Origin of the sequence: Stenotrophomonas sp. TWI1149 (genome assembly GCF_039673155.1) — a bacterium.
GTDB lineage: Bacteria > Pseudomonadota > Gammaproteobacteria > Xanthomonadales > Xanthomonadaceae > Stenotrophomonas > Stenotrophomonas maltophilia_AA.
Window position 1 is genome coordinate 96,863 of record NZ_JBDJLB010000013.1, and the last position, 13,193, is coordinate 110,055.

Genomic DNA, 13,193 nt, shown 5'->3' on the forward strand with positions numbered 1-13,193 from the left:
AGCAGCGTGGAGACGATGAGCGAGAAGCGGACAGCACGCGATACCGGTTTCTGGTGGCGCAACAGCGCGTTCTGGTTGGTCTACCTTGGCGTGAGCCTGCTGCTCGGGTTCACCTATGGAGGGCACTGGTCCGGCATCGTCCTGATCTCTGTGATGGTGTCGCTTTCCCTGTGGGCGGGCAGCGCGTTCATCCGCGGCTGGGCGCTGCGGCATGACTGGTTGCAGCGCGATCTCCTTGGATTGACGTGGCGGCTGCTGCTCGCGGTGGTGATCGTGGCGGCGGCTACCCAGTTGCTCACCGCCACCGCGCTGTTGCCCGCGCTGGCCTGGGACTGGGTACAGCTGCCGGGACAGCGTGCGAACTATCGCCCGGCCGCGGTCTTCGGTTACTGGTTCAATACCGCCATCGTGCTGGGCGTGTGGTGCGCGCTGTGGACCGGCCGCCGCGCGCTGCAGCGTGCGCGGCACAGCGAGATGGCGCAGCTGCGCGCCGAAGCGCAGCGGGCGACGCTGGAGCACCAGGCGCTGCGTGCGCGGCTCAATCCCCACTTCGTGTTCAATGCCCTCAACAACCTGCGCGCGCTGATCAACGAAGATCCGGCACGGGCACGCGACATGGTCACCCATCTATCCAGCACGCTGCGCCACGCCCTGGTGCATACCGACGGCGGCTGGGTCACCCTGGCCGAGGAGTGGCGCGTGGTGCAGGACTACCTGGCGGTGGAGGCGATCCACTACGAAGACCGCCTGCGGGTGCACACCGACATCGATCCGGCGGCGCTGTCCGCGCGGCTGCCCCCGATGGCGCTGCAGCTGCTGGTGGAGAACGCGATCAAACACGGCATCGCGGTCCATCCCGGCGGTGGCGAGCTGCATCTCCGCGCGTACCTCGAGGGCGGCCGGCTGCGGGTGGAGGTGGACAATCCCGCCGCGCACGACGCCGGCAGCGAAGGCCACGGCATCGGGCTGGCCTACCTGCGCGCGCAGCTTGGCATCGATGCGGTGCCATCGTCCTCCGGCCGGGGCAGGTTCCTGCTGGAGCATCAGGGCGAGCGCATGCTGGCCCGGTTGGAGGTGCAGCAATGAGTGCTTCACTGCGCGTGTTGATCGTGGACGATGCGCGGCTGGCGCGCCGCGAGCTGCGCACCCTGCTGGCGGCGATCCCGTGGGTGGAGTGTGTCGGCGAGGCCGACGACGTGCCCGCGGCACGCGAGGCGATCCTGCGCGAGCAGCCCGACCTGGTCCTGCTCGATGTGCAGATGCCCTCGGGCGAAGGCTTCGACGTGCTCGACGGACTGGAGACGGTGCCGATGGTGGTGTTCGTCACGGCCTACGACCAGTACGCGGTGCGCGCCTTCGAAACCAACGCGCTCGACTACCTGGTCAAGCCGGTGGAGGCAGGCCGCCTGCAGGCGGCGCTGGAGCGCGGTCGGGAGCGCCTCCCGGCGCCGGCCGCCCCCGCTGCGACGGACAGTGTTCGCGATGCGCTGGGCGCCGACGATCAGGTGTTCCTGCGCGACGGCGAGCGCTGCTGGTTCGTCGCACTGGGCGAAATCCGCAAGGTCGTGGTCGACGGCAACTACGCGCGGCTGTGGTTCCGCGACCAGAACGCGGTGCTGGCACGCAGCCTCAGTACGTTGGAAGCGCGGCTGTCGCCGGCGCTGTTCTTCCGCGCCAACCGCAACACCCTGGTCAACCTGCGTCGCGTGCGGGCGATCGAGCCATCCCTGGGCGATGGCTACGACCTGACCCTGGATGACGGCAGCCAGGTCGAGGTCTCGCGGCGGCAGGCGCGCGAGCTGCGTGAGCGGCTGGCGCTGTAGGGCGCGTGCCGCACGCGTTACCCTGTGCGGGATTTCCATCGCCTGACCGTGCCCATGTCCATCGTCCTCACTGCGTTCGCCCGTCCCCGCCTGTTCCCGCGTGTCCCGCGCGGCAACACCATCCAGGACTGCAGCGCCGAGCAGTTCGAACAGCACCTCAACACGCATGCGCCGTTCAAGGTGCTCGATGGCTATGCGCCGTTCTGCAAGCTGCATGTGTATGAGAACTGGACCTCCACGCGCTGCCTGACCGTGCCGATCACCGAGGCCAACCGCCACCAGCTGCGCAGCGGGTATGAAGCGCGCAACCGCGAGGAACTGCCGGTGCTGGTGCGCTGGTTCGAGGGCGTGGAATCGCCGCGCGCGAACTACCTGGTCGTCATCCTGTACAGCGCCGGGCAGTTGGCCAAGGAAGGCTCGCCCATCGACGCGGACTGGGGCATCGTCGGCTGCATCTACACCGCCGAACCGGAAGAAGTGCCGATGGCGCCGATCACCATGATGCGCAATGCGCTGGGCGTGGAAGAGGGCGGCTCGGGCGTGCCGCTGGATCGCGAGGCGTATCAGCGCGCGGTGACGTTCTGGGACCGCAACGCCAACTGGCGTCCCTAACGCACGCCTCCCCTGTAGAGCCACCCCATGGGTGGCTGCACGCGGACCCGGGCGAGACGCAGCCACGCATGGCGTGGCTCTACAGGTGTATGAAGCGTCCGCCTGGATGCCCATGCGCCGGAGCATCGCGGCGAATGCGGCCACGTCCTCCGGCGGAGACGCCGGGGCGATATGCAGCGGCGATGAAATCACGCATGCGTTGGGGTTCCCTCCACGGTGGGAAGCGCCAGTTTCCACTCCCACCAAGGGTAGTGATACTCGCGGTCGGTGGCCAGCCAGTGCGTTGCACAGTCCACGCAGGTGACGGCATGCGCCTCACCCCAGCCATCCTCGGCTTCGCCTATGGCATCGATGACCACGTGCCCGCGCGTGGCCTCGCGACGCGGATCGAAGAACGGGTAGTGTGGGTAAAGCACACACAGGCAACCGGCCCGTTCCCGCCAGAAGCGCAGCCGGCGCAGGGCGAACTGCAGGTGGTGGTTATTGGCGAACAGGGCGCCACCCAGCGCGATGTGCGCGGTGGCGCGCTCGATCCGTTCGACCCACGGCGAAAGCGCGTCCAACTCGGCCGGATCACGGAGCTGGGCGATGGCGCAGGCTGCGCTGTAGATGCGGTCAGGCTCGGACGACAGCAGTGCCTGCAGGTGCTGCGCGCCAGGTCCCTCGGTGGGGGCGACTGAGTCCCGGTTGAAAGGCCAGCGCATCACCGGGCCTTGCCGATGGCGGCATAGCATCCGCCGGTGAGCTGCAGCAGATCGGCCGGTGCCAGCGCCACCTCCAGCCCACGCCTACCCGCACTGACATGCACCGTCGGCAAGGCCTGAGCGCTGGCATCAAGAAAGGTGCGGTGCTTCTTCTTCTGCCCCAGTGGGCTGATGCCCCCGACCAGGTAACCGGTCGCGCGCTGCGCCGCCTCGGCGTTGGCCATCCCGCACTTCCGGCAGCCGGCCGCGGCGGCGAGTGCCTTGAGGTCCAGGGTGCCGCTCACCGGTACGATCGCCACCAGAAGCTCATGCGTCTCGGTGCTTGCCAGCAGCGTCTTGAACACCTGCGCCGGATCCAGCCCAAGCTGCTGCACTGCCTCGCCACCGTAGGATTCGGCGGCGGCGTCATGGTGATAGGCCAGCACGCTGTGCGCGATGCCGGACTTCTTCAATAGATTGATGGCGGGGGTCATGGCGGCATCGTAGCGTGGGGTCCGGCATGTCGGCTTGACCCAGGCTATCGGAACAGCCGTACCGACCAGCGGTCGGTACCTACCGTGTTCTGCGCGCCGACGAACGGTCAATGTCCGCCACCTGGTAGGTCACGACCGTTGGTCGTGACGGCGTTCAACCCAACAAAAACGGGCGCCTTTCGGCGCCCGTCTGTTTTCAACGCAACTGGACCGGCATGCCGATCAGTAGCGGTAATGCTCCGGCTTGAACGGACCATCCACCGGCACGCCGATGTAATCGGCCTGTTCCTGGCTCAGGGTGGTCAGTTTCACGCCGATCTTTTCCAGGTGCAGACGCGCGACTTCTTCGTCCAGCTTCTTCGGCAGCAGGTACACCTTCTTCTCGTAGCTGTCCTTGTTCGCCCACAGGTCGATCTGCGCGAGCGTCTGGTTGGCGAACGAGTTGGACATCACGAAGCTCGGGTGGCCGGTGGCGCAGCCCAGGTTGACCAGGCGGCCTTCGGCCAGCAGGAAGATCGCGTTGCCGTTCGGGAAGACGTACTTGTCCACCTGCGGCTTGATGTTGACGTGCTGCACGCCCGGGAAGCCGACCAGCGCATCGACCTGGATCTCGTTGTCGAAGTGGCCGATGTTGCAGACGATGGCCTGGTCCTTCATCGCGCTCAGGTGCTCGATGCGGATGATGTCCTTGTTGCCGGTGGTGGTGACGTACAGGTCGGCACGGCCCAGGGTGGATTCGATCGTGTTGACTTCGAAGCCTTCCATCGCGGCCTGCAGGGCACAGATCGGATCGATCTCGGTGACCACGACGCGCGCGCCGTAAGCACGCAGCGAAGCGGCGCAGCCCTTGCCCACGTCACCGTAGCCGCAGACCACGGCGACCTTGCCGGCCAGCATCACGTCCATCGCGCGCTTCAGGCCATCGGCCAGCGACTCGCGGCAGCCGTACAGGTTGTCGAACTTGCTCTTGGTGACCGAGTCGTTGACGTTGATCGCCGGGATCAGCAGGGTGCCGGCCTGGGCCAGCTGGTACAGGCGGTGCACGCCGGTGGTGGTCTCTTCGGAGACGCCCTTCCAGTCCTTGACCACGCGGCCCCAGTAACCCGGGCGCTCCTTGGCCACGCGCTTGAGCAGGTTCTTGATGACCTGTTCTTCGTGCGAGGCGGCCTTTTCATCGACCCAGGTGCTGCCGTTTTCAAGCTCGTAGCCCTTGTGGATCAGCAGGGTCACGTCGCCGCCATCGTCCACCACCAGTTCCGGACCGGTCAGGGTGCCGTCGGGCAGGGTGAAGGTCAGCGCGTCCAGGGTGCAGTCCCAGTATTCCTCCAGCGACTCGCCCTTCCAGGCGAACACGGGAGTACCGGACGCGGCGATCGCCGCAGCGGCGTGGTCCTGGGTCGAGAAGATGTTGCACGAGGCCCAGCGCACGTCGGCGCCGATGTCCTTCAGGGTCTCGATCAGCACCGCGGTCTGGATGGTCATGTGCAGCGAGCCGGTCACGCGCACGCCCTTCAGCGGCAGGGTGGCAGCGTGCTTGCGGCGGATCGACATCAGGCCCGGCATTTCATGCTCGGCGATGTCCAGCTCCTTGCGGCCCCAATCGGCCAGGGAGATATCGGCAATCTTGTAATCGCCTTCGGTGGAGAAGGTCTTGGCAACAGCGTTCATTCAAAGCTCCGGTGTAATGACGAGTTGATACTCGTGTTCGCCGGGCGCCGTTGGAACCAATCCTGGCCACCGAGCCTGGCCGCCCCCGGACAAGGTCCGGAACGGTCGCAGCGCCCCTCGGTGGAGGGTCGCCCATTATATCGCGGCCCGCTGCATTGGCATGAATCGGTCCCTGCCCCCAACCATCGGCAGGGGGGCGATCGGCGCCCGGCTGTTAAGGTCGGGGGTTTGTATCAGCATAGGGACGGAACATGACACGCAACCATGGTCGACGCGCACCGCAATGGCGCCATACCTTGATCCTCGGCCTGGCCCTGCTGGCGGTGCCGCCGCTGGCGCTGTCCGCCGCCCCGGCCGCCAGGACCGCCGCGCAGGCCGTGGCCGCCAAGGGCGATCAGGGCGGCTACCAGCTGCCGTCGCCGGCCCTGCAGGCCGTGGTCGATGCGCTGCGTGCCCCGACCCTGAGCCTGTCCCCGCGCCGTGACCTGGCCGCGCTGCTGCAGACCCCGCCGCTGCCGTCGATCAACGACGTCGCCCAGCCCGAACTGAAGCTGGCCGGCCTGCGCATCAACCCGGCCACGCATTCGGCCAGCCGCTTCAGCTTCGCCGACAAGCTGTGGCTGATGAGCGTGGCCGACGGCAAGGAGCGTCAGATCACCGGACTGCCGCAGCCGTTGTCGATCGCCACCTTCGCCTGGTCGCCGGACCAGAAGTACATCGCCTTCAACCAGGTGCACGCCGCCACCGGGACCAATGAGCTGTGGATCGTCGATGTCGATGCCGGCTCGGCGCGCCGTCTGGTAGGTGATCTGAACACGGTGATGGGCGATGGCTACAGCTGGCAGCCCGACAGCCGCGGCCTGCTGGTGATGCAGCAGCTCAAGGGCCAGGGTCCGGCGCCGGCCGCCGGCGGCATTCCGACCGGCCCGGCGATCCAGCAGACCGAGGCCGACGCCGGTGTCCGCACGATCCGCACCTACCAGGACATGCTCAAGAACGAGGCGGACGCGCGCCTGTTCGATTACTACGCCAGCGCGCAGCCGGCCAAGGTCGCGCTCAACGGCGTGACTACGCCGCTGTCCACCGGTGGGGTCTACTGGGATGTCACCCTTTCCCCGGATGGCCGCTACCTGCTGAGCGAGCGCGTCGTGCGCCCGTACTCCTACCTGGTGCCGGCGACTGCGTTCGCGCGTCGCATCGAAGTGCTGTCCGCGCTGGACGGCAAGCTCGAACACACCGTGGCCAACCTGCCGTTGAAGGAAGGCCTGCCGACCGGCAACGACGCGGTGGCTACCGGCGTGCGCCGGATCGACTGGCGCGCCGATGCGCCGGCGACCCTGGTCTGGGCCGAAGCGCAGGACGGCGGCGACCCGAACCGCGAGGCCAAGGTGCGCGATGCGGTGCTGATGCAGGCCGCCCCCTTCGACACGCCGCCGGTCACGCTGGCGCAGCTGGGCAGCCGCTATGCGGGCATCCAGTGGGGCCGTGGCGATCTGGCCCTGCTCAACGAATCGTGGTGGAAGAACCGCGAGGTCAAGCAGTGGCGGATCGCACCGGACCAGCCGGAGAAGGCGGCCGAGCTGCTGTCGGCGCGGTCCTCGCAGGACCGCTACAACGACCCGGGCCGCCCGGGCCTGGTGCGCGACGTCAATGGTCGCTCGCGTCTGCAGGTCAGTGCCGATGGCCGCAGCATCTTCCTGTACGGGCTGGGTGCCTCGCCGGAAGGCGACCGTCCGTTCGTGGACCGTTTCGATCTGGACAGCAAGCAGACCACGCGCCTGTTCCACTCGCAGGCCCCGTCCTATGCCGCGCCGGTGGCACTGCTCGACCAGGAAGGCACCTCGCTGCTGCTGACCCGTGAATCGCCCGATGAGCCGGCCAACTTCTACGTGCAGTCGCTGGCCGATGCCACCGCGGCACCGACGGAGTTGACCCATTTCCAGCACCCGCTGCCGCAGCTGCGTGGGGTGAGCAAGGAGCAGATCCGCTACAAGCGCAACGACGGCGTCGACCTGACCGCCACGCTGATGCTGCCGCCGGGCTACAACGCGAAGAAGGACGGTCCACTGCCGTTGCTGATGTGGGCCTACCCGGGCGAGTTCAAGACGGCGGAAGCCGCCAGCCAGGTCACTGATTCGCCGTACCGCTTCAACGCGATCAGCTACTGGGGCCCGCAGGCGTTCCTGGCCAAGGGTTACGCGGTGCTGGTCAGCCCGTCGATGCCGATCATCGGCGAGGGCGACAAGGAACCGAACGACACCTACCTGCCGCAGCTGATCGCCAATGCCGAGGCGGCCGTGAACGAAGTGGTGCGGCGTGGCGTGACCGATCGTGAGCACATCGCGATCGGCGGCCATTCCTATGGGGCGTTCATGACCGCCAACCTGCTCGCGCACACCCGCCTGTTCAAGGCCGGCATCGCCCGCAGCGGCGCGTACAACCGCACGCTGACCCCGTTCGGCTTCCAGGCCGAAGAGCGCAACTACTGGCAGGCGCAGGACGTCTACCAGAAGATGTCGCCGTTCAACTACGCCGACAGGATCAAGGACCCGATCCTCTTCATCCACGGCGTGGACGACAACAACTCCGGCACGTTCCCGATCCAGAGCGAGCGCATGTTCGCCGCGGTGAAGGGGCTGGGCGGCACCTCGCGGCTGGTGATGCTCCCGAACGAATCGCATGCCTACCGCGCGCGCGAATCGATCATGACCATGCTGGCGGAAAGCGAGCGTTGGCTGGAGCAGACCGTCGGCGAGGGCAAGCCGGTCAAGAAGAAGCGCTGACCACACCCGGCCGGTCCCGCCGCGGCGGGACCGGCTACGAGCCGATGCAGATCATGATCGTGGATGCCGACCGGTTGGCCGGCACGGAAAATGACGGGTAGGTACCGGCCGTTGGCCGGTACCAGAAATGATCGGCACCTGCCGGCCAGCGGCCGGCACTACCAGATGTAACTATTTGCGCGACGCAGCAACGACCCCAATGTGGGGTAGGCTTGAGCGGATTCCGTTCCCGAGGCCAGTGCGTCGCAGATGAACGAGTACCGTAGCAGCATCGTTTTTGCCACTCCCGATATTCCCCTGCGTGACGATGTACGCCGACTCGGCGCACTGGTCGGCGACCTGCTCGCCGAGCAGGTCTCCACGCAGTTTTTCGATGATGTGGAACAGGTGCGTACGCGCGCCATTGCCCGCCGCGAAAGCGACGCCCCCCTGTCCGATCTCAACGATGCACTGACCGGCCTGCCGCCGGCGCGCGCCGAAGCGATGGTGCGTGCGTTCAGTACCTATTTCCAGGTGGTGAACATCGCCGAGCGCGTGCACCGCATCCGCCGCCGACGCGAGTACCAGCGCGCCGGTACTGCTACGCCGCAGCCGGATGGCCTGCAGGATGCACTGGTCAACCTCAAGGCGCAGGGCGTGACCCTGGCCGAACTGGCCGAGTGGCTGCCGCGCATCGACATCGAGCCGGTGTTCACCGCGCATCCGACCGAAGCGGTCCGCCGCGCGCTGCTGGAAAAAGAGCAGTTGATGGTGGCCAGCCTGGTCGACAACCTCGACGGCCAGCGCACGCCGGGTGAAGCCGCCGCCGATGCCGCGCGCTTCCGCATGGCGCTGACCGCCTCCTGGCAGACCACCGATTCTTCGCCGGTGCGCCCGACCGTGGAAGACGAGCGCGAACACGTCGGCTTCTATCTGGTGCAGGTGCTGTACCGGGTGATCCCGGTGCTGTACGAATCGCTGCAGCAGGCGCTGCTGGATACGTATGGCGAAGAACTGCCGCTCCCACGCCTGCTGCGCTTCGGCACGTGGGTGGGCGGCGACATGGACGGCAATCCGAACGTGGATGCCGGCACCATCCGCAACACGCTCGATGCGCAGCGCCAGGCCGTGCTCGGCCGCTACCAGAAAGACCTGCTGCAGCTGGCCAGCCTGCTCAGCCAGTCCACCGAACGGGTAGCGGTCAGCGATGAACTCCAGGCCCGCGTCGACCATTACAAGGCATTGCTGCCCAAGGTGACCTCGCGGCCGCGGCATGCCGACATGCCCTATCGCCTGCTCAACGACCGCATGCGTGCGCGCGTGCAGGCGACGATGGAGGATGCGGACGGTGCGTATGCATCGCCACAGGAACTGACCGACGACATCGAGCTGATCCTGCGCAGCCTGCACGACAACAAGGGCGACCACGCCGGCGGCTTCGCGGTGCGCCGCCTGCTGTGGCGGGTACGCACCTTCGGTTTCCACCTGGCGCGGTTGGATGTGCGCCAGGAATCCAGCGTGCATGGCCGCGCGCTGGCCAGCGTGCTGGATGGGCAGGACGCCTGGGACGCCGCCGATGCGGTTACCCGCGCGGCACGCCTGGCCCCGTTCGCCAGTGGCGAGCAGGCACTGCCGGCGAGCAGCGAAGAGGGCGGACAACGCTTGGATGCGGTGTTCGCGGCATTGGCCGATGCACGCCACCGGCACGGTGCCGACGCGCTGGGCAGCTACATCATCTCGATGGCGCATGACCGCAGCGATGTGCTCGCCGTGCTCGCGCTGGCGCGCCGCGGTGGCCTGGTGGATGACGCCGGCGCGGTGCCGCTCGACATCGCCCCGCTGTTCGAAACGGTGGACGATCTCAAGCGCGGCACCGAGACCCTGCGTGATCTGCTCGCCGATCCGGTCTACCGCACGCACCTGGCCTCGCGCGGCGATGTGCAGATGGTGATGCTCGGCTATTCGGACAGTGGCAAGGATGGCGGTATCGCGGCCTCGCGCTGGGGCCTGCAGCGCGCCCAGGTGGAACTGCTGGACGTCGCCGCCGAGAACGACATCCGGCTGACCTTCTTCCACGGCCGTGGCGGCTCGATCAGCCGTGGTGGCGGCAAGACCACGCATGCCGTGGATGCCTCGCCGCGCGGCAGCATCGATGGCCGCCTGCGCGTGACCGAACAGGGCGAAGTGATCCACCGCAAGTACGGCATCCGCGCGTTGGCGCTGCGTTCGCTGGAGCAGTCCACCGGTGCGGTGCTGCGCTCCAGCCTGCGCCCGCGCGCAGCAGAGCCGCGCGAGGACCAGTGGCGCCCGGTGATGGACCTGATCGCCCAGAAGAGTGCGGATGCATACCGCGCCTTCGTCGGCCAGAAAGACTTCATGCAGTACTTCCGCCTGGCCACGCCGATCGACGTGATCGAGCGGATGACCCTGGGCTCACGCCCCTCGCGCCGTCTGGGCGAGGATGCCGCGCTGACCAACCTGCGCGCGATTCCGTGGGTGTTCGCCTGGAGCCAGGCGCGTGCGGTGATCCCGGGCTGGTATGGCGTCGGCAGTGGCCTGCAGGCGGCGATCGACGCTGGCCACGAAGACATCCTGAAAGAGATGGCGCGCGACTGGCCGTTCTTCAGCACCTTCCTGGACGACATCGCGATGGTGCTGTCCAAGGGCGACCTGACCATCGCCGAGCAGTTCTCGCAGCTGTCCGGCGCGTTGCATGGCCGCTTCTTCCCGCAGATCCGGGGTGAACTCGAGCTCACCTCGCAGTGGATCCTCGCGCTGACCGGGCAGGACGAGCTGCTCCAGCACGACCAGCGCCTGGCGCTGTCGATCCGGCTGCGCAACCCCTACATCGATCCGATCAGCGTGCTGCAGGTGGACCTGCTGCGGCGCTGGCGCGACAGCGGGGGCGAAGACGATGACGTGCTGCGTGCGCTGGTGGCCTGCGTGAATGGTGTCTCGCAGGGCGTACAGAACACCGGGTAACCCATGACCGGTAGGCCATGACGGTTGGTCATGGCGCATCGCCCGGCGCAGGCGGATTGGACGCCAGCAGCTCCAGGTGGCGCTGCTCCATCTCCTCGCGCAGCTGGCGGCGGATCAACGCGGCGGCGTGCCGGCGGCGTTCGTCGCTGGTGTCCAGTTGCAGTGCCGGTACCGGCGTGGGCTTGCCGTCCTCGTCCACCGCGACCATGGTGAAGAAGCAGCTGTTGGCATGGCGCACGCTGCGCTTGAGGATGTCCTCGGCCACCACCTTGACCCCGATCTCCATCGAGGAGGTGCCGGTGTAGTTCACCGAGGCCAGGAAGGTGACCAGCTCGCCGACCGCGATCGGCTGGCGGAACATCACCTGGTCCACCGAGAGGGTGACCACGTAGCTGCCGGCATAGCGGCTGGCACAGGCGTAGGCGACCTGGTCGAGCAGGCGCAGCACCGCACCGCCGTGTACCTTGCCGGAGAAATTGGCCATGTCCGGCGACATCAGCACGGTCATGGACAGCTGGTTGGATTTGAATTCGGGCATGCGCCGATTGTAGCGGCCGATCGGAGGCCCGGTAGTGCCGGCCGCTGGCCGGCAACCAGGCAGATCCTGCCGGACGTCACGAGGTTGCCGGCCAGCGGCCGGCAGGACCGCAAAAGAGAAGGGCCGCTTGCGCGGCCCTTCGTGTTTCTTACTTCAGCTTCGCATCCGCGCGCAGGGCGGCGGCGCGATCGGTCTTCTCCCAGGAGAAGGCGGTCGCGTTGACCTGTTCGCCAGCACCGTTGGTGTAGCTGAACTCCTTGGCCTTGCGGCCGAAGTGGCCGTAGGCCGCGGTCTGCTGGTACATCGGGTGGATCAGGTCCAGCATCTGGATGATGCCGTACGGGCGCAGGTCGAAATGCTTGCGGATCAGCTTTTCGATCTTGTCATCGCTGATCTTGCCGGTGCCGAAGGTGGTGACCGAGATCGAGGTCGGCTCGGCCACGCCGATGGCGTAGGAGACCTGCACTTCGCAACGGTCGGCCAGGCCGGCGGCCACGACATTCTTGGCGACATAACGGGCCGCGTAGGCGGCCGAACGGTCGACCTTGGACGGATCCTTGCCTGAGAACGCACCACCACCGTGACGGGCCCAGCCGCCGTAGGTGTCGACGATGATCTTGCGGCCGGTCAGGCCACAGTCGCCCACCGGGCCGCCGATCTCGAACTTGCCGGTCGGGTTGATGTGGAACTTGGTGCCCTTGTGCAGCCACTTGGCCGGCAGCACCGGCTTGATGATCTCTTCGCGGACGGCCTCGATGAGGTCCTTCTGCTTCACGCCCGGGGCGTGCTGGGTCGACAGCACCACCGCGTCGATGGCCGAGACGGCGCCGTTTTCATAGCGCAGAGTGACCTGGCTCTTGGCATCCGGACGCAGCCAGGACAGCGGCGAGTTCTTCTTCTTGCGGATCTTGGCCTGCTGCTCGACCAGGCGGTGCGACAGGTGGATCGCGGCCGGCATGTAGCTGTCGGTCTCGTTGGTGGCATAGCCGAACATCAGGCCCTGGTCGCCAGCGCCCATTTCTTCGGGCTTCTTGCGGTCCACGCCCTGGGCGATGTGCGGCGACTGCTTGCCGATCAGGTTCAGCACGCCGCAGGTCGCGCCGTCGAAACCGACGTCGGAGCTGTCGTAGCCGATGTCCAGGATCACCTTGCGGGTCAAGGCTTCCAGGTCGATCCAGGCGCTGGTGGTGATTTCACCGGCGACGATCGCCACGCCAGTCTTGACCATGGTTTCGCAGGCCACGCGCGCACGCTTGTCCTGGGTCAGGATCGCGTCCAGCACCGCATCGGAGATCTGGTCGGCAATCTTGTCCGGATGGCCTTCGGAGACCGATTCGGAGGTGAACAGGTAGCTGGACATCAGGCGTAATATCCTTTGATTCGGATGGAAAGATGGGCGCGAATGATACACGGCAAGTCGCGCGCTTGCATTGTGCGCCAGCGCGGGTTGCCCGTGGTTAAGCCCGTGTGCCCGTCGCAGGGCCCGGTGTGACGGGATTGAGGGCCAGCGTCACCGCCCAGTGTTCCACCAGCGTGACAGTGGGCAGCAGCGGTCCGCCGCCCGGACCTCCGGGGCCCAAGGGCCGCGCAGTCGGCGCACAAGCCGCGGCCGATCGTCATCCCGCTGTCGT

10 protein-coding genes and 1 riboswitch are annotated in these 13,193 nt (G+C 67.1%); of the genes, 5 read left to right on the top strand and 5 right to left on the bottom strand.

Features of this window, described 5'->3' with window-relative positions:
* The first annotated feature begins 15 nt into the window (after positions 1 to 15).
* From ABE424_RS15305 to ABE424_RS15315, 3 genes are read left to right on the top strand one after another with little or no spacing between them, the layout of a single operon-like run.
* Positions 16 to 1,086, top strand: coding sequence for a histidine kinase (locus tag ABE424_RS15305; RefSeq protein WP_346491345.1), 1,071 nt, complete (start codon positions 16 to 18; stop codon positions 1,084 to 1,086).
* Complete coding sequence (locus tag ABE424_RS15310; protein WP_346478286.1) at positions 1,083 to 1,823, top strand: LytTR family DNA-binding domain-containing protein; 741 nt, start codon at positions 1,083 to 1,085, stop codon at positions 1,821 to 1,823. The genes ABE424_RS15305 and ABE424_RS15310 overlap by 4 nt, the downstream gene beginning before the upstream one ends.
* Before the next feature lie 54 nt (positions 1,824 to 1,877).
* The gene (locus tag ABE424_RS15315; RefSeq protein ID WP_176990384.1) at positions 1,878 to 2,435 is read left to right on the top strand and encodes a DUF3228 family protein; all 558 of its coding nucleotides are present in this window, start codon (positions 1,878 to 1,880) and stop codon (positions 2,433 to 2,435) included.
* Between the two features lie 188 nt (positions 2,436 to 2,623).
* On the opposite strand, the gene ABE424_RS15320 is transcribed toward ABE424_RS15315, so the two are convergent.
* From ABE424_RS15320 to ahcY, 3 genes are all read right to left on the bottom strand, one after another.
* A complete protein-coding gene (locus ABE424_RS15320) occupies positions 2,624 to 3,139 on the bottom strand; it encodes a hypothetical protein (protein WP_346491344.1) in 516 nt (171 codons plus the stop codon).
* The gene (gene ybaK, locus ABE424_RS15325) at positions 3,139 to 3,612 is read right to left on the bottom strand and encodes a Cys-tRNA(Pro) deacylase (RefSeq protein ID WP_346491343.1); all 474 of its coding nucleotides are present in this window, start codon (positions 3,610 to 3,612) and stop codon (positions 3,139 to 3,141) included. Before ybaK ends, ABE424_RS15320 begins: the two co-directional genes overlap by 1 nt.
* A gap of 222 nt (positions 3,613 to 3,834) precedes the next feature.
* Positions 3,835 to 5,280: an adenosylhomocysteinase gene (gene ahcY / locus ABE424_RS15330; RefSeq protein WP_176990380.1), complete on the bottom strand. Its 1,446-nt coding sequence runs from the start codon at positions 5,278 to 5,280 to the stop codon at positions 3,835 to 3,837.
* Positions 5,281 to 5,315: 35 nt separating this feature from the next.
* Positions 5,316 to 5,405, bottom strand: a riboswitch (S-adenosyl-L-homocysteine riboswitch).
* 126 nt (positions 5,406 to 5,531) lie between these two features.
* Between ahcY and ABE424_RS15335 the strand changes: the two genes are divergently transcribed.
* Positions 5,532 to 8,063 (top strand): prolyl oligopeptidase family serine peptidase, encoded by a 2,532-nt coding sequence (locus ABE424_RS15335; RefSeq protein WP_346491342.1) that lies wholly within the window; start codon positions 5,532 to 5,534, stop codon positions 8,061 to 8,063.
* A 249-nt stretch (positions 8,064 to 8,312) separates the two neighbouring features.
* Positions 8,313 to 11,024, top strand: a complete 2,712-nt coding sequence (gene ppc / locus ABE424_RS15340; RefSeq protein ID WP_346491341.1) for a phosphoenolpyruvate carboxylase — start codon at positions 8,313 to 8,315, stop codon at positions 11,022 to 11,024.
* Positions 11,025 to 11,052: 28 nt separating this feature from the next.
* Here ppc and ABE424_RS15345 read toward each other — a convergent pair whose 3' ends face one another.
* Positions 11,053 to 11,562: an acyl-CoA thioesterase gene (locus tag ABE424_RS15345; RefSeq protein ID WP_346491340.1), complete on the bottom strand. Its 510-nt coding sequence runs from the start codon at positions 11,560 to 11,562 to the stop codon at positions 11,053 to 11,055.
* 148 nt (positions 11,563 to 11,710) lie between these two features.
* Positions 11,711 to 12,922, bottom strand: coding sequence for a methionine adenosyltransferase (metK, locus tag ABE424_RS15350; protein ID WP_019182462.1), 1,212 nt, complete (start codon positions 12,920 to 12,922; stop codon positions 11,711 to 11,713).
* Positions 12,923 to 13,193: the final 271 nt, after the last annotated feature.